Annotated in this window: 19 protein-coding genes and 1 pseudogene; 10 read left to right on the top strand and 10 right to left on the bottom strand. The window is 55.6% G+C overall.

The window, feature by feature from the left end:
• Positions 1–94 precede the first annotated feature (94 nt).
• Positions 95–1,441: a DUF2142 domain-containing protein gene (locus tag BBBR_RS09215; RefSeq protein WP_003829659.1), complete on the top strand. Its 1,347-nt coding sequence runs from the start codon at positions 95–97 to the stop codon at positions 1,439–1,441.
• Positions 1,442–1,471: 30 nt separating this feature from the next.
• On the opposite strand, the gene BBBR_RS09210 is transcribed toward BBBR_RS09215, so the two are convergent.
• The 4 genes from BBBR_RS09210 to BBBR_RS09200 form a co-directional block, all read right to left on the bottom strand.
• Positions 1,472–2,518: a glycosyltransferase family 2 protein gene (locus BBBR_RS09210; protein ID WP_003829660.1), complete on the bottom strand. Its 1,047-nt coding sequence runs from the start codon at positions 2,516–2,518 to the stop codon at positions 1,472–1,474.
• A gap of 84 nt (positions 2,519–2,602) precedes the next feature.
• Positions 2,603–2,914, bottom strand: a complete 312-nt coding sequence (locus tag BBBR_RS11180; protein WP_014484366.1) for a hypothetical protein — start codon at positions 2,912–2,914, stop codon at positions 2,603–2,605.
• A 347-nt stretch (positions 2,915–3,261) separates the two neighbouring features.
• Complete coding sequence (locus BBBR_RS11175) at positions 3,262–3,597, bottom strand: hypothetical protein (protein WP_003829663.1); 336 nt, start codon at positions 3,595–3,597, stop codon at positions 3,262–3,264.
• Between the two features lie 50 nt (positions 3,598–3,647).
• A complete protein-coding gene (locus BBBR_RS09200; protein WP_003829664.1) occupies positions 3,648–4,946 on the bottom strand; it encodes an ROK family transcriptional regulator in 1,299 nt (432 codons plus the stop codon).
• Between the two features lie 166 nt (positions 4,947–5,112).
• Between BBBR_RS09200 and xylB the strand changes: the two genes are divergently transcribed.
• The 6 genes from xylB (at position 5,113) to BBBR_RS09170 (ending at position 12,052) form a co-directional block, all read left to right on the top strand.
• Complete coding sequence (xylB, locus tag BBBR_RS09195) at positions 5,113–6,597, top strand: xylulokinase (protein ID WP_003829665.1); 1,485 nt, start codon at positions 5,113–5,115, stop codon at positions 6,595–6,597.
• A 113-nt stretch (positions 6,598–6,710) separates the two neighbouring features.
• On the top strand, positions 6,711–7,745 hold the full coding sequence (locus tag BBBR_RS09190) for an autoinducer 2 ABC transporter substrate-binding protein (RefSeq protein WP_016462677.1): 1,035 nt from the start codon (positions 6,711–6,713) through the stop codon (positions 7,743–7,745).
• A gap of 55 nt (positions 7,746–7,800) precedes the next feature.
• A complete protein-coding gene (locus tag BBBR_RS09185) occupies positions 7,801–9,339 on the top strand; it encodes a sugar ABC transporter ATP-binding protein (RefSeq protein ID WP_016462676.1) in 1,539 nt (512 codons plus the stop codon).
• A complete protein-coding gene (locus BBBR_RS09180) occupies positions 9,339–10,370 on the top strand; it encodes an ABC transporter permease (protein ID WP_003829668.1) in 1,032 nt (343 codons plus the stop codon). Before BBBR_RS09185 ends, BBBR_RS09180 begins: the two co-directional genes overlap by 1 nt.
• A gap of 10 nt (positions 10,371–10,380) precedes the next feature.
• Entirely contained in the window at positions 10,381–11,481 is a 1,101-nt protein-coding gene (locus BBBR_RS09175) for an ABC transporter permease (RefSeq protein WP_003829669.1), read from the top strand.
• Positions 11,474–12,052, top strand: coding sequence for an SIS domain-containing protein (locus BBBR_RS09170; RefSeq protein ID WP_003829670.1), 579 nt, complete (start codon positions 11,474–11,476; stop codon positions 12,050–12,052). Before BBBR_RS09175 ends, BBBR_RS09170 begins: the two co-directional genes overlap by 8 nt.
• Before the next feature lie 124 nt (positions 12,053–12,176).
• Here BBBR_RS09170 and BBBR_RS11170 read toward each other — a convergent pair whose 3' ends face one another.
• From BBBR_RS11170 to BBBR_RS09150, 4 genes and pseudogenes are all read right to left on the bottom strand, one after another.
• A complete protein-coding gene (locus BBBR_RS11170) occupies positions 12,177–12,887 on the bottom strand; it encodes an IS3 family transposase (RefSeq protein WP_047928392.1) in 711 nt (236 codons plus the stop codon).
• 368 nt (positions 12,888–13,255) lie between these two features.
• Positions 13,256–13,324, bottom strand: a pseudogene (locus tag BBBR_RS11165) (helix-turn-helix domain-containing protein); the annotation flags it as partial.
• A gap of 358 nt (positions 13,325–13,682) precedes the next feature.
• Positions 13,683–13,892, bottom strand: coding sequence for a hypothetical protein (locus BBBR_RS09155; RefSeq protein WP_003829676.1), 210 nt, complete (start codon positions 13,890–13,892; stop codon positions 13,683–13,685).
• A gap of 33 nt (positions 13,893–13,925) precedes the next feature.
• A complete protein-coding gene (locus tag BBBR_RS09150; protein WP_003829677.1) occupies positions 13,926–14,450 on the bottom strand; it encodes a helix-turn-helix domain-containing protein in 525 nt (174 codons plus the stop codon).
• Positions 14,451–14,648: 198 nt separating this feature from the next.
• Here BBBR_RS09150 and glf point away from each other — a divergent pair, with 198 nt between their 5' ends.
• Positions 14,649–15,845 (top strand): UDP-galactopyranose mutase, encoded by a 1,197-nt coding sequence (gene glf, locus BBBR_RS09145; RefSeq protein WP_032738285.1) that lies wholly within the window; start codon positions 14,649–14,651, stop codon positions 15,843–15,845.
• 107 nt (positions 15,846–15,952) lie between these two features.
• Here the strand turns inward: glf and BBBR_RS09140 are convergent, their stop codons facing one another.
• Entirely contained in the window at positions 15,953–16,888 is a 936-nt protein-coding gene (locus BBBR_RS09140; protein WP_225851396.1) for a hypothetical protein, read from the bottom strand.
• 152 nt (positions 16,889–17,040) lie between these two features.
• On the opposite strand from BBBR_RS09140, the gene BBBR_RS09135 reads away from it, so the two are divergent.
• The gene (locus BBBR_RS09135; RefSeq protein ID WP_032738286.1) at positions 17,041–17,766 is read left to right on the top strand and encodes a DUF4190 domain-containing protein; all 726 of its coding nucleotides are present in this window, start codon (positions 17,041–17,043) and stop codon (positions 17,764–17,766) included.
• Positions 17,767–17,855: 89 nt separating this feature from the next.
• The gene (locus BBBR_RS09130; protein WP_003829683.1) at positions 17,856–18,677 is read left to right on the top strand and encodes a fumarylacetoacetate hydrolase family protein; all 822 of its coding nucleotides are present in this window, start codon (positions 17,856–17,858) and stop codon (positions 18,675–18,677) included.
• 42 nt (positions 18,678–18,719) lie between these two features.
• Here BBBR_RS09130 and BBBR_RS09125 read toward each other — a convergent pair whose 3' ends face one another.
• Entirely contained in the window at positions 18,720–19,649 is a 930-nt protein-coding gene (locus BBBR_RS09125; protein ID WP_003829684.1) for an AEC family transporter, read from the bottom strand.
• Positions 19,650–19,879 lie beyond the last annotated feature (230 nt).

Genomic DNA, 19,879 nt, shown 5'->3' with positions numbered 1-19,879 from the left:
TGGCGAATTATGTTGGGATTGACCAGGTATTGGTAGGCCCTTGCGGTGTGCGTGTGCGGTAGACTGTGGACGAATGACCGGAAGGTAGGGCGTTATGAAGCATGTGGCACATGTCTTGAAGGGGACTGCGTGCAATATTTTTATCTTCCTGGTGTTGTTCGCGCTGCAGGCCTGTATGTTCATCGTCCAGGTTGGCCCTCTTACTATTCCAGATCCTGATATGCATCCGTTGTCCACGTACGCATTGGCCACAGGACAATCGTTGAATCCTGTTGCAAAGGGAAAGGATGCGCACGGTAACACCGTCAAGCAACAGTCCATTGAGGGTGATTCGCGTTTGCTGACGATTCCAGGATTCGCGAACGTTCTGATTGTTGAGTCAATCAGTAGGGCGACGCAGGGCGACTCGTCGCGGGAAACGCAGCAAAGTGCTGATGATGTGATGGCTGATCACATCGTTGTGCCGGATGGGACACACACCAATCGCTCTAACGCGTATTTTCCGCTTGATTACTTGGCCCAAGCCATTGGCCTGAAAATCGCCATGCTGGTGAATTTGCCACCGTACGCGCAGTGGCAGGCGGCACGAATATCCAACAGCATTCTGTATGCGATTATGGGGTGCTTTGCCATTGCGCTGTTACCGCGTTGGAAATCGCTGATGGCGTTGCTATTAGTTATTCCACCGGTGGCGTTTGTGGCATCGAGCCTGATGATTGATGGCATGATTGTGGCGCTTTCGGCTTGCATGGTGGCGGCTATTGCGGCGGCTGCTGAGGGCAAACATTTGATTTCTCTTCCGCACACTGCGGTTTTTGGGGTGCTGGCGTGGGCCTTGGCGTGTGAAAAACTTCCCTATGCGTTTGTGGCGGTTGCTGTGCTGTTCCTACCTTCTGCGGTGATGACTGTGCGCCGCAAGCTAGAATTTGTGGGGATTGCGGCGGTTCTGACAGGAGCGCTGTATCTTCCGTGGAGCGTACTGTTCGGTAGCTCGTTGGCGCAGGTGGACGTATCACATAATGTGAGTGTTGCATTGTCTCATCCGATACTCACTATTGGCAAAATAGTGCATTCCATGCTGTTCCTCGGGACTTTTGCTTATCTGCCGACTTGGTATGTTGCAATGGCGGCCGTTTTGGGGTTGGTCTGGCTGGTAGCAGTGGCCTATACGGTGAAGCAGCACTGGACGGGTCAGGTGACACTGGCCTCATGGGCAGGAAGACATCGATTCCTGGTCTTAGGTCTCGTAATAGCGGCTGCTGAGATAGCAGCGTTTGTGCTCTTCGTGGGGCTTACCTGGAATGACCTGGCGTCTATGAGTAGGTTTGAGGTCTTTGAGGGAATCCAAGGCCGTTATGCGCTCCCGATATTGCCGGTATTCCTGTTGGGACTAGTCGTAGTTGACAATAGGAATGGAAGGCAGCCCGCTCTAGCCCACTGAAGGCGAGGGTTTGCTGGCTCGGCTATTGCTCTACTTCATCGAGTGGATGCGGTTATCATATACGACATTTTCGCAGGAGCGAATCGTGGCAAGTACCGCGCATTTCAGGCGTTCGCCGATGCTCAGCTTGCTGATCAGGGCGCGCATGGTGGCCACGTCATCGAGATGGTTCTGCCAGTCGCTGTCATGTAGTTCTTCGGAGCCGAGCGCCTTGAGGCCTTTGCCTTCATCGCGCACGCTGGCGGTCAGGCCGAAGTAGTTCCGGCACGGGGTGATGCCCTGTTCCAGAGTGAACTGGAAGTTCTCGGCTGCGGAAAGTACGTTGTCGTGCCAGAATGCGGCGGTTCGCTTCGAGTGCGTCACCGAGTCGGGCTCCTGAAGCCAGTAGTAGAGCACGCAATCGATGTCGGCCACTTTGCCCATGCGGGCGTACAGGGGGCCTGCCATGCGGATATCCTGCGCGTAATGGCCCTCGGGGAACCGCAGGCCGTCCCACAGCTCGCGCCTGTACAGGCGGCACCAGTTCGCCTCGTTGAAGTAGCGGGCCTCGGTGTTGCGGCCGAGCTTGCTGCCGAGCAGTCGCAGGCTTTTGCAGAACACGGTCTGGTAGGCGGCGAGCGGGTGCTCGAACACAGTGATTTTGCCGGGCGCCTGCGCGCCCGTCTCGGCCTCTTTGGACACCTCGCCCAGCTGGGAGACGCCGAACTGACGCCAGCGTGCCTTGCTCATATCCGCGCCGGTGTTTTGCAACGCGTGCAGCAGGTATTCGATATTGCGGCGGTCGAGGATGTCGTCGTTGTCGGAGAACGCGATGTACTCACCATGCGCGGCATCGAGGCCGGTGTTCTGGGCCTTGGCGATGCCGCCGTTTTCCTGATGGATCACGGTGACGCGGCTGTCCTGCGCCGCATACTCATCGCAGATGGCCGGGCTGGAATCCTTGGCCCCATCGTCCACCAGAATCACCTCAAGGTTCGTGTACGACTGCTGCAGGATCGAATCAATGCAGTAACGCAGGTAGTCTTCGGCGTTATACACCGGCACGATGATGGAAATGAGGGGAGTGGAGTTTGGCAAGGCTTGGTGCTTCCTCTGGCAATTATTTTATGTGGACATATCCAGTATGACATGTTTCTTGATATTGTTTGCCGGAATCATCGTTCAGTCATGCGCAAATCGCGAAAGACTACTGACGGTAATGTGCGCCTTGAGGAACTCGTCGATGGTGAACAATCCGGAATAGTCGCCGGACTGAATCTGGCTGATCGGCGATTCGTGATCAATGGTGTCTCCAGTTTGCAGTTCGGTAACGTCCTCTGCGTCCTCGGCGGATATAGACGCAGGGTCGGTGACGGCGCCGAATGCTCGTCGTGTGGCCCACAGCTGCACGGGCATATCGCCGATTTGGTATCTCTCGATGAGGCTATTGCCGATATCTCCTGCGTTGGTGTCTTGGAGACCTTGAACGTGCATAGCGAGTAGTTTGGGTGCTCTTTGTCCGTGACGGTAATCGTGTTGCCGTCCACGGAAATGCTGACTTCGTTATGCCAGGAATAGGGCAATGTGACACGGTAGGAATCGGTTTGTGCGCTGAGCGATGCCGTGACGGCGTTACTGTACTGCCAGACTATGTCAATACTGTTGTTGCTCTGACGTTGAATCCGGTCGTAATCACCCAGTGCTGTCTTCGTCCAGGAAGTGGTGAGTTCGGTGGCGTCTGGAATGTCGAGTTCGTCGGCCATACATGAGCGCTGCGTTGCACCATCCATTTGCCCTTTGGTGGTGTGCAGCCATACTTTGTTGTGGTCGGTGGAGCGTTTTCATGCAAATGCTTCCGGATCGGGATTGTTCTGCGGCGTACATTTCAGCCATGCCTTATCCAGCTCGCCGTCCAAATCGGTGGGTGAGGAATACGTCTCGGTCCAATTGCCTTGGGGCGGATCGGCTACGGTGGTTTTTGCCGAGTCGGAACCCGACTTGTCCTGTTGCTTTTGAGTGTGTTGGTTTGTTGCTGCGGCTGTGATTCCGTGGTCTGCGCAGACTGGTTTGCGCCGCAGGCGGTTGCCAAAGTGAGGAGCGGCACAAGGAATAGTGCAGTAAAACGACGATGTTTCACATATCCATTGTACTTGGGAAAGCGGGAGAATGATTGCCAAGAACCGCTGCTGTAATGGCTGATGAGGTATTCGCTGAAGTTCGCGCCCTCTCAGATTGTCACTGACGGCGTATCTGTAATGGGGAAGTATCCAAGTTGTTCATCATTCTGCTTTTGCCAGCGATCCGGTGTGGAGAGAAATTCGATGAGCCCCTTCCATGCTGCTCCAAATGCCACGGAATTGCTGGTGGAAACGGATCGCAGTACTTTGATATCTGCCCATTGCGAGGAAAGCGTGTGCTCGGTGAGCATACGCTGTAGTGGCTTATCCAGATATTCAAATAGCTGTGCATATAGTCCATCAAGCACAATGGTGGGAATGTCGCATATGTTGATAAACGAGGCTAATGCAATGCCGAGATAGTGTGCGGCTGATTTCACGGCTTTACAGGCGTCTGGCTCCTTGCGAGACAGTGCGGCAAACAAGTTGCCGGTAGAAGAGTGTGGTGCCAGACCGCTGGCCTCCATCAGAGCGTATTGTCCGGCAAACGTTTCTAGACACCCAGTATTGCCGCACGAGCATTGGCGTCTGCCTTCAGCTACATAGACATGGCCAAGTTCTCCTGCCCAGCCGTGACATCCTGTGTCGAATCCGCCGCATTTGACGATTGCAGCGTCGATACCAGTCCCGCCAGAGACGTAGAGGTAATCCGATAGGGGAATGTCCTGTTTGTTGCGCAGATAGGTTTCTGCATAGGCGCCTGCATCGGCAGAGTTGAGAAAGTTGATTTGGGGCAACATATTCTGTGGCGCAGCTTTACGCAGTTCCTCCAGCAGGTCAATGTCGTGCCAGCCAAGATTGGGGCTGCTCAGCAGATAAGTGTGGTTGGTGGCGATGAGTCCGTGCAACGCTACGGTGATGCCGACCGTAGTGAGCTCGGCATCTGTTGCCCTCATGCGCAGATCATCAATGATGCGGCGCACAACAGTTAATGTTTTCTCGGCGTTTGAGGTATTGAGTTGCTGATAATGCTGCGCAAGAATTTCGCCCGATAGGTCGACTGCAGAAGCCTCGACAGAGCCTGTGGAAATATCTACGCCAATCGCTGCATAGGTATGTAGGGCTGGGGCGAGAGGGACGGCGGGGCGGCCTGATCCGGTGCTTTCCGAATTGAGTTCTCGAATGATGCCGCAACTGATGAGATGCTCTACCAGCCTAGTCATAGTAGAGCGATTGAGCCCGGTCATGCGGGCAAGGTCGGCGCGCGAAGGATGGCGTGAGCCGGTTACGACTGTATTGGCAAGCATGGTGAGGTTATGGTTGCGCACTGTGGTGCTGCGGGCGGCATCCAGTGTGGTAGCGGTGCTGGCGGCTACGTTGCGGCCGGGTGCAATCGTGTGAGAGGGCATACATACAAGTATGCCTCACATCTCGCGGTATGGCTGGTGTTGTGTCATTACAGATTCATCACTATGCGACGAAACGCCGATTTGTTGCAAGAATGGACAAAGTATATTTTATACTTTAGTATGTTGCATAAAGCAATAAACTTAACGATGAGGTTGAGGAGGGGCCATGCAGCAGCTCGTGGCAGGTGTCGATTCATCAACGCAATCCTGCAAAGTCGTCATTCGTGATTTGCATACCGGCAAATTGGTGAGGTCAGGTGCGGCCAGGCATCGGCGCGGAACAGAAATCGATCCTCAGGTATGGCGTTCGGCCTTCGACGAGGCTGTGCGCCAAGCCGGTGGGTTGGATGACGTGGTGGCGCTATCCGTGGCCGGCCAGCAGCACGGTATGGTCGCGCTTGATGAGCGTGGCAAGGTGGTGCGCAATGCGATTCTGTGGAATGATACGCGTTCTGCTCGCGATGCGGTGGATCTTATTTCGGAGCTCGGCAACGGTAATGAGCGAGAAGGCAAGCGCCAATGGGCTGATCGGACGGGCAGTGTGCCTGTTGCTTCGCTAACAGTGACGAAAATCAGATGGATGGCTACTCATGAGCCCGATAACTTGTCTCGCACTACTGCTGTAGCGCTACCTCATGATTGGCTTACCTGGAACCTGCTAGGTGGCGACGATATAAGCACTTTAGTCACGGATCGTTCTGACGCTTCGGGCACTGGTTATTACTCCGCACAAGATAACGAGTACTGCAAGGATTTGTTGAAACTCGCGGCGGGAAGCGAATTCGCAGAACGCGTGAGGTTGCCTCGAGTTGCCTCGCCCGCTCAGCGTGTGGCCGAAGCAAAAATTGACGGGCACAATCTTGTGATTGGTCCGGGCGCTGGAGATAATGCCGGTGCGGCGCTCGGACTCGGTCTCAAGCCAGGAGAAGTGGCTATGTCTATCGGGACATCGGGTGTGGTGTCGCTGGTATCGGCTGTCGCCACGCATGATCCTGAAGGATATGTGACTGGTTTTGCGGATGCCAGCGGAAACTATCTGCCACTGGTCTGTACGTTGAATGCCTCACGTGTTGTCGATACGTTCCGGGCTTTGCTCAATATGAGTCATGCTGAATTCTCTCGGGCGGCGCTATGCGCGCCGCCTGGTGCCGAGGGGCTGGTTGTGGTTCCGTACTTTGAGGGGGAGCGGACGCCGAATTGTCCGGATGCCACAGGGTCTATCCATGGTGTCACCTGCGAAAATCTCACTACCTCGAACATTGCGCGAGCCGCCATCGAGGGCATGCTGTGTGGTGTAGGCGTAGGTATCCGAGCATTTCAGCAGCTCGGCATTCCGGTTACCAAAATCAACCTCATCGGGGGTGGCGCTCAGTCGGAAGCAGTGCGGCGCATCGCCCCGTCGGTACTTGGATTGCCTGTATGTGTGCCAGAATACAGCGAATACGTGGCGGACGGTGCTGCACGTCAGGCGGCGTGGGTGTACGAGGGTGGCGCTGAACCACCGGTCTGGACTCCTCATCTGTCTAGTGATTACATCTGCGATTACGCACCGTTTATCTTAGAACGTTTCCAAGAAGTATCGTCGCGATTCATGCTTCGGTCAGAGGCTCGAGCTGATGTGGGGCGTCATGGGGATGGAGTCCAGCTGTAAAGCAGAGACTTGTACGTCTAATCATTTGTCTGGTGTCGGGCCGGTCTCCATCAACGTAAGTCATAACTAAACAATCGGAGAAATAAGCATCTACATATCAAAGGAGACACAAGATGCGTAACACACTGAAAACAACGTTGGCGGCAGGGCTTGCGGTTGCATGCCTCGTACCCATGGCAGCCTGTGGATCAGGTGGATTAGTGGGCGGCAGCAAGTCGAGTGGAGATACCGTCAAGATGGTGTTGGTAGCCAAGCAAGAAGGTATCCCGTGGTTCGATGACATGCGGACCGGTGTTGAGCAGTTTGGCAAAGACAATGCAGGCAAGGTCGATGTCAAGCAGATTGCGCCGGATTCAGGCGATTCCGCAAAACAGGTGCAAATGGTATCGGACCTCATCTCGCAGGACGTGGACGCTATTGTTGTGGTTCCGAATGATCCACAGGCGCTCAAGCCGGTGATTAAGCAGGCCAAGGCCAAGGGCATTGTCGTAATCGCTCATGAGGCAAGCAATATTGCTGACGACGTTGATTATGACATTGAGGCCTTCCAGAACACGGACTTTGGTGAAGCGTTCTGCAAGCCATTGGCTGAAGGCATGGGTGGTAAAGGCAAGCTTGCAGCTGTGGTCGGTTCTAAGACCATGGAAACGCATATGGCTTGGTACAACTCCTGCAAGAGCATGCTGGAAAAGGATTACCCAGACATTGAGTTCGTCTCGGATGAGCCCTATGAGGACAACAACGACGATGACACTGCGCGCAAGGTTGCTACCGAAATCCTCAATGCCCACCCAGATATCACGGGCTTCTTTGGCACCTCCGTTTCGGCTGGCTCCAATATGGCCGCTGTGCTCAAGGAACGCAACAACAAGAATATCTACGTTTCCTCTCTCGGTATTCCCTCTGTGGACATGCCCTACATCGATGAGGGCTGGGTACAGTATGCACAGACTTGGCGTCCGGCCGATGCCGGATATGCCGCGCTCCAGCTGGCTTATGACAAGGTCAAAGGTGAATCCATCGAGACCGGCCTTGATTTGAAGGCGGATGGCTATGGCAGTGTTGAGGTCAAAGGTCATCAGGTTTATGGTGACGCCCCTCTGGTGTTGAAGAAGGGCGATTACGCGGACGGCAAGTATCCCTTCTAGATTGTCGTAGCCACTTGGCCAACCACCAGTAAATCAAGAAAGCAAGGTGATGAACATGCGATTGCAGGCTACGGATATCTCCAAGAACTTTGGCGGTGTGCAGGCGCTCAAGCATGTGAACGTGGACATTGTCGGCGGTGAAGTGCACTGTCTAGCCGGCGAGAACGGTTCCGGTAAATCTACCATCGTGAAGATTCTTTCGGGTGTGCTGACACCCAACGGGGGAGTTATCACGGTGGATGGCACGCCATACGAGAGCCTAACCGCGCGGCAGGCAATCGGTCTGGGTATAGCGGTGATCCATCAGGATCTCTCGTTGTTCGGCACCATGAGCGTTCGGGATAACATCTGTCTGCCTGAGCATGTTCATCACCATAGATCGCTAATCAATCCTCAATATGCCGAAGATGTATCGCGCAAAGCAATGGCGCGAATTGGCGCTGATCTCGATTTGGACGCCCGCGTGGAGAACCTATCCATGGCGTCCAAGCAGCAGGTTGCTATTGCCAGAGCTTTGGCGTTGAACGCGAAGGTCATCTTTATGGATGAACCGACTACCGCGCTGACCTCTACTGAAGTGGACAGTCTGCTCCGTACCATTGGCGCGCTCAAGGCATCCGGGGTGTCGGTTATTTTCATTTCGCACAAGCTCGATGAAGTGTTTTCCGTGGCTGACCGTATCACGGTGTTCCGTTCCGGTGAAGTAATCGGTACATATCAGGCTTCGCAGCTCGATAGCCGCAAGCTGTCCGCGTTGATGACCGGGCATGACGTGGAATTTGGTGTTCCCGAGAACCATATCGTAGCTGATGCCACACCGGTGCTCGAGATGAAACATGTCAAGGCTTCGAAAGTGTCTGATGTGACATTGAGGGTACAGGCAGGCGAGGTTGTTGGTATGAGTGGTCTATTGGGATCGGGACGCACGGAAACCGCTCTTACTCTCTTCGGTCTCAATGCGTTGACCGGTGGCAGCATAGCTATCGACGGTCAGCCTGCAGCTATTCGCAATCCTCGTGATGCTATTGCCAATGGCATTGCCTTAGTGCCCGAAGACAGGCATCGCGAAGGGCTGTTTCTTGACCGCAATCTGCTGCAGAACAGTGCGGCTAGCGTGCTGGAAAGAATCTCAAGCAGATTCGGCGTGGTCAATGTTAAAAAGGAACGTCAGATCGGTGAAGACACATTAGTGAACCTGCAAGTCAACACCCGTGACTTGGCGCTGCTGGCGCAATCGCTGTCTGGCGGCAACCAGCAGAAGGTGCTGCTAGGAAAATGGGTGGCCACTGCGCCGAAGCTACTTATTCTTGACTCGCCGACTGTGGGTGTGGATGTCGGATCCAAATCGCAGATATACGAGATCATTCGGCAGCTATCTTCACGGGGAATTGCCATTCTGGTGATTTCCGACGAGGAAGAAGAGTTGCTGGCTGTTTGTAACCGTATTGCCATATTCGTGCAGGGTGCGGTAACCACGGAACTTAGTGGCGAGCAGCTCAAGCCAGGTTTCTCTGCCATCTACCGTAATGCTGATCGCAATGGTGTTGGAGTAGTTGATGTGGCTGCCCATCCGACTAACAAGGAGGTGGCTTGATGACGCGGCAAGCCGATAAGGTCCCGCTGCTCAGGGCCAAGAAATTCAATTCCATGGAAAAGACCCTAATGGTCATCATCGTGGCATATGCGATTATCGTCTCCGTAATCAACCCCAATTTCCTTTCGCTCGGTACGCTTGCCGATCTGACTCGCAACGGCACCGGTATGGCGATACTCGCGGCTGGCGTGTATGTAATCATGATTGCGGGTGGCATTGATGTGTCGTTTCCGGCGGTGGCGATTATGTCTGGCTATACGTCGGTGGTCATTGCCGTGCGAACGGGTATTGATTCGATGCTGTTCATCGTGGTTGTCGCAGCGCTTATTGGCGCATTGCTCGGTACTGTCAACGCGCTGCTCATCCATTGGCTGGAATTGCCCACGTTCATTGTGACGCTTGGTACGTCATCGATTTTCTATGGTCTAATGACTACGTTGGTGGGCACTAAACCGGTGACGATAAGCCAGATGCCGAAATCAATGTTGAGCTTTGGTAGATGGAACGTGATTTCTTTCACCGTCAAAGGGCAGCAAAACGGCATTGCGGGCTTCTTCCTCATCGCGGTGATCGTATACGCGGCAGTGTGGTTCGTGATGAATCACACCACACTGGGACACAGTGTTTATGCAATTGGCAATTCCGAGGAATCTGCAAGGCGAGCGGGATTATCGCCATTGCACATCAAGTTGTTCATATATCCGCTCATGGGTGTGCTGGCTGCGCTGATGGCTATCATCTCGTTTTCGAACCTCAAGTTTGTTGATCCGACCAGCATTATGGGTACTGAACTGACGGTGATTGCTGCAGTGGTTATTGGAGGTACCAGAATCACTGGTGGTTATGGCACCCTGCTGGGTACGTTCCTAGGTGTTGCCTTGGTGCAGTTGCTGAACAACACTCTGGTGTTCATGGGTATCCAATCCTCGTGGAACAACCTGTTCATCGGCGCGGTTATGATCGCGGCGGTGGTCGTCATCTATTACGGCGAAAAGCGCCGCAACCGTCGTAACATGTCTTTCCTGGTCTGAGGTGATCATCATGGCACAGCAAACGAAAAGCAAGTCGGGGCGCAGCCCTCGCAGCAACCCGATTGCCGAGTGGTGGAGCGGCGTGGACCGTTCCAGCAAGGTGCTCTATGGAGCCGTTGTGGTGGTTTGCCTAGGGTTTTATATCCTGCTTGGCAATACGCTGTACAACGTCGGTACATTGCAATCCATGGGATTCCAGATTGGCGAGTTCATGTTTCTGGCGCTCGCCATGGGCATTGTGATGCTCACTGGTGGCATCGACCTTTCGGTGGTTGCTAATATGAACGTTTCCGCAATTATCATCGCGTGGATGTTGTCGGGAAGCGAAATGGGTCGTCTCGGTTCGCCGCGGGTCTCAATTGCTGTGGCGGTGTTGCTGGGCATCGTCGCAACGGTGGTTTGCGGCATGGTGAACGGTCTTCTTGTCTCGTTAGCCGGCGTCAATCCGATTGTGGCGACGTTGGGTACTCAGCTGTTGTTTACGGGAATAGCTTCTGCGGCAACCAACGGTTCATCAATTGGTGTTGGCGTGCTGGATTACGCGATGCTGGGCATTTCTACGGTCGCCGGCGTACCGGTGGTGTTCCTCCTCGGATTGGTGTGCTATCTCGTTGTTGGCTGGATAACCAGCCGCACGAGATACGGTCGTGAACTATATTTCTACGGTTCCAATCCGGTGGCATCGCTGTTCTCGGGGCATCGCGTCAACCGAACGTTGGTCCTCACCTATGCTGCGGCAGGCATTTTCGTAGGTTTGGCTGCGATGGTCATGGTTGCTCGAGTTAATTCCGCGCGTGTTGGTTTCGGTGAAACGTACCTGTTGCAGGCTCTTCTGGTCGTGGTGCTTGCCGGCTTTGACCCGTTTGGCGGCCGTGGTCGGTTTGGCAATCTGCTGTTGGCAGTGATTATGTTGCAGGTGCTGCAGACTGGATTCACCATTCTCAATTTCTCCCCGTTCGTCAAGAACCTTGCTTGGGGTTCTGCTCTGGTGATTGTCATGGTGCTGAGCCGGGCGTTTGAACTGCGAGCAAACCGGACAGGGCGCACAGTGAAAGCCGCGGCGGATACTGCTTCCGCTTCGGTCAAAACCAAGGAGGTCAACAATGAGTGAATTATCTAAAGGTGTAGTCGACGTAGCGCAGACGGAAGGTATTCTGACTGAGCTGAGGCAGACTTTCGATCATCTGGACTATCGGGCGGTGAATGCAGTCCTTCCCGTTCTGCAGTCCGCGCGTCGCATTGTTTGTGCTGGTGTTGGGCGTGAAGGGCTTACTTGCCGGGCGTTTTGCATGCGTCTCATGCATCTCGGTTACGATAGCCACTGGGTATGGGATGATACTGCTCCGGCGCTGAGTGAGGGAGATGTATTTTTCTTCACCTGCGGATCAGGGCAGATTGCACATCTGTTGACCATTGCACAATTGGCTAAAGATACTGGTGCAACGGTGGTATGCGTTACTGGCGTGCCGAATAGCGATGCTGCGCGTTTAGCCGATCATGTGGTGTTCATTCCTGCATCTGTGTATAAGGGCTCTGGCGATTTGGTGCCGACTGTGCAACCCATGGGCACATTATGGGAAACAGCGTCGTGGATTCTGCTTGATGCCATCGTGTACGGACTGCATGAGCGCGATAATATTGGGTACGCGGAAATGGCGGCCCGACACCGCAACTATGAGTAGCGGTCTTTGACGAGGGCGTTAGTGCGCCCGTCTGACATGCAATGTCTGCCTGCAAAACTTGGTGCGGTGGTTTTCTTGTTTTGCGGGCAGGCAATGGGGGCTGCGGACGTTTTCTTGGAGATAATCACGCAGCCATTCCTTGGCTTTGACGGTATTGTACCGGGCTCATCCAACCAAGCGACTGTTTGATGCGCTCGTGGTTGTACCAGCGTATGTACTCATCGACCAAGGCGAGCACCTCGTTGCGGGTGTGTTCCTCCCACTTCTCGGGGTAGACCGCCTCGGTCTTCATCCTGCCGAAGAATCCCTCCGCGGCCGCGTTGTCCGGCGAACAGCCCTTCGCGCTCATGGAGCGCGTCAGCCCGAAGCGTTCCATGAGCCCGAGCCATCCGGGCCACCGGCAGTGGCATCCACGGTCGGAATGCACCAGGGGACGCGCGTTCCCCGGCAGCGTCGAGGCCGCTTTCTCCAGCATCCTGTTGGCGAGCTCCGCGTTGGGGCTGAAGCCGGCGGTGTATGCGACGATCTTGCCATCGAAGCAGTCGATCATCGGCGAGAGGTACACCTTCCCGTCCCTGGCCTTGATCTCGCTGATGTCCGTCAGCCACTTCTCGTTCGGACGCTCGGCCGTGAAGTCCCGGTCGACGAGATTGGCGGGAGCCGGCGTCGTCTCGCCCTCGTAGGAACCGTACCTGCGTCGCTTGGGCGCGTGCGCCACGAGCCCTTCCTCCGCCATGATCCTGCGGACCGCCTTCTCCGATACGCCGGTCTTGAGCACCGCCTTGATCCTGCGGTACCCGTACCTGCCCTTGGAATCGGCGAACGCCCCGGCCACCTCTGCCCTGAGTCCGGCGTACTTGTCAACGCCGAGCCGGGCGTGGTGGCAGTAGGTGGCCGCCGGGCGCGATGCCGGGCAAGCATGTCATCGAGCCGGGCGAATACGCCGGCCTCAACCGGTCGATCAACAGGGTCTTCTCCCTGTTCGACAGGCGCCGCAGGTCGGCGCCGGGGTCTTTTTTTACGACCTCCACCACCTCCCGCATCAACGCGTTCCCCCGGCTCCAGTTCCTCGACCCTGCGGCGCAAAGCCTCCGCGTCATCATCATCGGCTGCGGACGGCCGGCGGCGGGAGTCCGCGGGCTTATTGCCCTGCGCGGAGTTCCTGTTTTTGGGCTGCAACGCGGCCATGCCGCCCTTGCGGTACGCCCTGACCCAGCCATGCACCGCGCCGACGCTCACGCCGAGCTGTTTGGCGGCCTGCTTCTGCTGCATGCCGCCCAGCACCAGCTCGACTGCCCTTCGCCTGGTCTCCAGTGGGATGATGGGTTTGGCCATATGGCCAGCATACCGGGAATCCATCGCCAGCCAACGCTCCAGACACTGCCTGGTCGGATAACCCAGATGCTCCACCACCTGGGCCGTCGTCATCGGCGTGGTGAAATACAACTCCACCGCACGCTCTCGTTCCTCAAGACCGGACATACGAAAATCTTTCCGTTCGGTCTCCAAGAAAACGTCCGCAGCCCCATGTCTGACTTACATTGCGCAAATTGTACTTCGGCAGACTTGGCGATAAGCCCATGTACTATTCCTTTGTACAAATACGATACCAATAGAACGTTCGCCACCATTAGTTCCCGTTCAATGCATCGAGAGTTGGGTAGATATGGCGTGCGAGTTTCGGCACTCCGCTGTGCTGAAGTATGTATGCATAATCTTCTGGCATTTGTGAATACCGCTTGTGACTCAGCAATGCTTGCTCTTCGACAAGGCGGAGAATCAAATCATTGACAAGCTCGCCAAAGAGCGCGCAAGTATCGAAGAAAACGGGGAAACTCATGTCGCGCGCTCCTTTACCGTTGGTCTTGGTGCTTTACGAAATCAGCGGGTTGTCGAGTGTTGCGCGAGGATCTTCATCTGCGGCGATGGCATCAAAAATCTGCATGTTTTTATCGTGCTGCGTAACGGCGTAATGCTGTAAATCAGACAGCATAACTCGCCTATGTCTGCCTACGCGAGTGAATGGAATGTCGCCTTGCTCCAGCAGTTTTACCAATGTGGGGCGGGAGATGCCGAGATAGTCGGCGGCGTCCTGCGTGGTGAGTTTGGTGTCATATGGGGCAACGAATATAGCCTTGCCTCGGGAAAGCTGGTCGGCAACTTTGAACAGCACGTCTGCGAGCTCGGGTGTCAGCGGACGGTCGGGAGAGCCGGGCACTTTCAGCATTGCCACGGGAAAATCGTTCTGGGCTGCCATGGCATCAAACTGTTTATCGAGTAGCTGCTGTGTTTCTTCCTGGAGGGCGGATAGGGATTCCTTGATGTCAATGAGCTGTCGTCGGTCTTCTGCGTTCGGCAGATAAGTCGCGGAGCTCTCTGAGATGCTGCGCGTGCTCATTGGTTATCCTCTTCGTCGGGATTTTATTGTTGTGGCATTGCTCGGATACCATAATAAACGAAATATTCGAAAAAATAAACTTGCTTGCTTTGCTGGCGATATGCATTATTGTGTGCTTGGTTTTGTTGGTTGTTTTCTTGCTTTCGGGTAACATGGGTTTTCGGTAAAACGAACATGACCTGTGAAAGGTTGCTTGCTATGGCCGGTGTGCCGAACAATTCCGAAACCACCCAGTATCCCGATCTCGTTATCGTTGGCGCAGGCCTGTTCGGTCTGACGGTGGCGCAGCAGGCGGTGGAGCACACCGGCGCTCGCGTGCACATCATCGACGTGCGCGACCACATCGGCGGCAACGCATACTCGTATATCGATGAGGAGACGGGCGCGGAGATCCACAAGTACGGCGCTCATCTGTTCCATACCTCCAACAAGCGTGTGTGGGACTACGTGAACCGCTTTACGAGCTTCACCAACTATGTGCACCGCGTGTACGCCACGCACGATGGCGAGGTCTACCCGCTGCCCATCAACCTGGGTACCATCAACCAGTTCTTCCATGCCCACTACACGCCGGCCGAGGCGCAGAAGCTCATCGCCGAGCAGGCGGGCGAGCTGGCCGGCACTGATCCGCAGAACCTCAACGACAAGGGCATCCAGCTGATCGGCCGCCCGCTGTACGAGGCGTTCATCAAGAACTACACCGGCAAGCAGTGGCAGACCGACCCCTCCGAGCTGCCGGCCGCCATCATCAAACGCTTGCCCGTGCGCTTCAACTACGACAATCGCTACTTCAAGGACACGTGGGAGGGCCTGCCCGCGGACGGCTACACCAAGTGGATGGAGCGCATGATCGACGACCCGCGCATCACCGTGGAGCTGGGCGTGGACTTCTTTGACGAGTCCCAGCCGTACAACAAGACCGCGCTCAAGGCCGCGGGCGTGCCGGTGGTGTACACGGGTCCGGTGGACCGCTATTTCGACTACGAGCTGGGCGACCTCAAGTGGCGCACGGTGGACTTCAAGGAGGTCCGCTACGACGAGGGCGACCACTTCGGATGCCCGGTGATGAACTTCTCCGACGCGGACGTGCCCTACACCCGAGCCATCGAGTTCAAGAACTTCAACCCGGAGCGCCACGACTCCCAGAACCCGGACAGGACCGTGGTGTGGGAGGAGTACAGCCGTTTCGCCGAGCGCGGCGACGAGCCGTACTACCCGGTCAACACCGACGCGGACAAGGCGCTGTACGCCCAGTACGAGGCCAAGGCCAAGGCCGAGCCGAACACCGTGTTCGGCGGCCGCCTCGGCACTTACAAGTACTACGACATGCACAACGTGATCGACACCGCCCTCACCGCTTACGAGGAGCGGGTCGCACCGCTGCTGGCCAAGTAACAGCCGATTGCGCGATTACGCAACGAATCCAACCCCAAGTCCGAAGCCGTCATGATTATGCCAACGATAATCATGACGGCTTCGGACTTGTTGATTCTTTGGGGTGACTACAAACCGCTGACGGCGATGTGCGCTTTGAGGTAGTCGTCTATGGCGAATACGCCTGAGGTGTCTCCGGCACGAATCTGGGCGGAGATGGAGTCATATTCAACGGTGCCTCCGGTTTGCAGATCGGTAACGTCTTCAGCATCGTCCGCCGAAATGGAGGCCGGGTCGGAGGCGGCGACAAATGCCCATCGTGTGGCCCACATCTGCACGGGGGTGTTGCCAGCCTGATATTTCTGGATGAGGCTGGTACCTATGTCTCCGGCGTTGCTGGAATCCGAGACTTGGAACGTGCATAGCGCATATTTCGGGTGTTCTCGGTCGGTGACGGTGATGGTGCTGCCGTCCACCGAGGTGGTGATTTTGTTGTGCCACGAGTAGGGCAAGGTGACGCGATACGAATCAGATTCCATGGTGAGCGACTTTTTGACTGCGTCGCTGTATTGCCAGACGATATTAATGACGTTGCCGCTGTGCTTCTGATAACGGTCATAATCTCCCAGCGACGTCACAGTCCACGAGTCGCTGAGATCTGCGGTGTCCGCAATATCCAGTTCATCGGCCATGCAGGAGCGCTGTGACGAGCCATCCATACCGCCCTCGGTGGCGTGCATCCACACTTTGCTGTGATCTGTAGACCTCTTCCAGGAGAATGCCTCGGGATCGGGCGCATTGTGCGGTGCGCAATCCAGCCATGCTTCGTCAAGCTCCCCGTCCAGATTACTGGGGCCGGAGTAGGCGTCTGTCCAGTCGCCCTGGGTTGGGTCATCAACAACAGTCTTCTGCTGATTGAAATCCGTGTTGCTGTTGCTCTTGGGAGTCTGCGAGGATTGCTGCTTTTTTGGTTCAGTGGTCGGCGCAGATTGGGGCGTCCCGCAAGAAGCGAGTAGCGCAATCAGCGGTACGAGAAGCACCATGGCAAAACGACGATGTCTCATATCACAAGTCTAACCGTGTAGGAGTTCGATTGCTAGGGGCTGTAGAAAGGGGATGTCGTATTCTCGCGCGTCTTTCGTTACGATTGTCACTGGGGATAGAATGAAAGTCATGCCTCATCGCGAGGCGTGCGCAAGCTGAAGGAGCAGAGGCTATGACTGATTCCAACACCAATCCTTATGCCGGTTCGGGGCAGTCGCCGTGGCAGCCCGAGCAGGCTCCGGCGCCTTCATCTGAATCCGATTCGGGTGCTGCAAATCCATCCGGCGAGGCTGGATCCCAGCAGCCCAATGATACTTATCCTGGTGGCGGTTCCGTGCCTCCGCAGACACCGTACAATCCGTACGCTCAAGGCGGAACGCCGTATGGGCAGCAGTACAATCCGAACTACAGCCAGCCCTATGCCCAGCAGTATGGCTACATGCCCCCAGCGGCCAATCAGCAGTACAACGGGTTTGCCATTGCGGGCTTTGTCTGCTCGTTCTTTACCTCAATCATCGGTTTGATTTTCAGCATCATCGGCTTGAACCAGATCAAACGGCAGGACGGCAAAGGCAAAGGCTTGGCCATTGCGGGCATCATCATCAGCGTGGCAAAGCTGGGCATCTATCTGCTGATGATTGTGATGATTATCGTCGGTCTCTTTTCGGGTATGGTCGATGCCGTGACGAATGATTTGCGGTCGGATTATTCATACAGCAGATACGACGACATGGACGATCAGTATGATTCGTACTATTATGACGGCCAGTACGACTACGACGATTCTGGCGATATCGATATCGATGATTTGGATCGTGCGCTTGAGCAGCTGAATGGCGTGTCGGAATGGTCCCCTGCTTTTACCGTCTACTCTCCAGCGGTTTCCATCAGCGAATGAATAGGTGATGAGATTCCTGCGGCGTGGCATTGACCGGCCGTGAGAGGAATAGTCGTTGCCGGGCGCGGGCTGGGCGTAGTCTTGGAGTCATGAGACTCGCACGTTTTTCTTTGAATGATTCGCCGCGCTACGCCTTCGTGCAGAAGGACGAAACGGACGGCAAGGACTACCTCATCGAGCTGGACGGTCATCCGCTGGCCGGCGGCCAAGTCACTCCTACCGGTAATCGTTACCCGGTTGATGGCGATGGCATCCGCCTACTTTCTCCAGTGATTCCTTCCAAGGTCTACGGTCTGGCCAAGAACTATGAGGCGCACGCCCAGTTCATGCACGAGGCCGGCCATTCGGAAATCGCCCATGCGCCTGAGAACATGGTGATTTTCACCAAGCCGTCCACCTCGGTGATTGGCCCCGATGATCCGATCGTGTACCCGGCCTGCTCCAAGGACATGAACTTCGAGCCGGAAGTGGCCGTGGTGATGGGTCGTATTGCCAAGAACGTATCCGTTGAGAACGCAATGGATTACGTGCTTGGCTTCACCTGCGTGAACGACGTGACGCTGCGCGACCTGCAGGGCATCGATCCCACATGGACGCGAGCCAAGGGATTCGATACCTCCTGCCCGCTCGGCCCGTGGATTGTGATGCGCGATGACCTGAATTGGAAGGACGCCGAGATTTCGTTCACGCTGAACGGCGAGGACGTGCCGATGGCATCCGGTACTACCGCAAACCTGATTCACGGCATCCCTGAGCAGATCGCCGCAATCTCCAGCTTCTCCACACTGCTGCCCGGCGACGTAATCATGACCGGTACGCCGAATGCTTCCGGTCATCTTGATCCCGGTGACGAGACCATTGTGCACGTCGAGGGTATTGGCGATCTGCGCAACGTGATTGTGCGGGCGTAGGTGTTTCTGGCTCCCCTCGGAGAGGGGAGCCAAGAACGCGCCTTACGCTCCCGGTAGAAGCGCGTGCAAGACGGTCATCACCGCCAAGCTGATGATGGCCGTCACTGTTAATGAGAAGCCGGCGAGCTTGGCATTGCCGGTCAACGAATCGGTGAACTTGGTCGAGAAAATCGTGATTGGGGCAAAGGAGCCCAGCACGATGATTTCGCGGATTCTCATGTCAAACGGCAGCAGGAACCATGCCGCTACGGCGATAATTGCGCCGAACACCATACGCCAGGTGATTACCTTGCCCAGCTCCACCTTGTCTTTACGGTTGTCTGGAATCTCCATCATGAGTCCGATCATCGCCATGGCGCAGAAAGCGTTCGCGTTGGCAAATGGCGTAATGATTGTGACGATAGGCTGCGGAATCGTGATGTGCAGGAACATGAACACCAGCATCAGCATGTAGATGTCGAACGAAATCGAACTCAGAAAATCACGGGCAATGTTGCGCAGGCGCAGGATAAGCGGCAGCGATTTGAAGTTCTCGTCCATATGCAGCAGCGTGCGCGTGATGGTCAGTGAACCTGCCGTGGCCACGGTGGCGTTGCCGATATCGAGCATGATGATCGGCAAGCCAGCGGATGCACCCATAAAGGTCTGCACCACCGGCAGACAGAACGCGCCGAGATTCAGTCCCGAGGCGTTGAGCATTTGGAAGGCGCGGTAGTTCTTCTCGTCGCCACGCGATCCGATATACACGATGAACAGCGGAATCGCGCAGGCGAAGAAGCCGAACAGCACAATCCACAGCATGCGCATATCGTGCTTGTTAGTGGCGAACGACAGGATAATCGCGCACGGCAGCGTGAGGTTGAACACCAGTCCTTGAACAACCCTGTAATCGCGTTCATCGAAAATATGGACGTGCTTGAGTGCGTAGGCGCCGATAATAACGAGCAGTAGCGAACCGGCTTGGAAAATCATGTTCTTCTCTTATCCCACAACGCGCTAGCCGCAGTAGTCGGGGAGCGGTTCAAGCGCACAACAAACCGAGTGCGAGTATAGGAGTGTCGCGGGGCATATTTCGCCTCCCGGCGCATATTGTGGACGCCCGTCTAGGCTTGCTCCCGCTGGTGAGAGCTGTCTGCGGAAGCGGACTGAGAGTGGTCAACCCCAAAACAGGCCAATTTTTAACCATTTCTGGCGCCGTCTCT

The sequence above is a fragment of the Bifidobacterium breve DSM 20213 = JCM 1192 genome (assembly GCF_001025175.1).
GTDB lineage: Bacteria > Actinomycetota > Actinomycetes > Actinomycetales > Bifidobacteriaceae > Bifidobacterium > Bifidobacterium breve.
The sequence above is the reverse complement of the archived record's forward strand: the minus strand, read 5'-3'. Positions and strand labels throughout refer to the sequence as shown.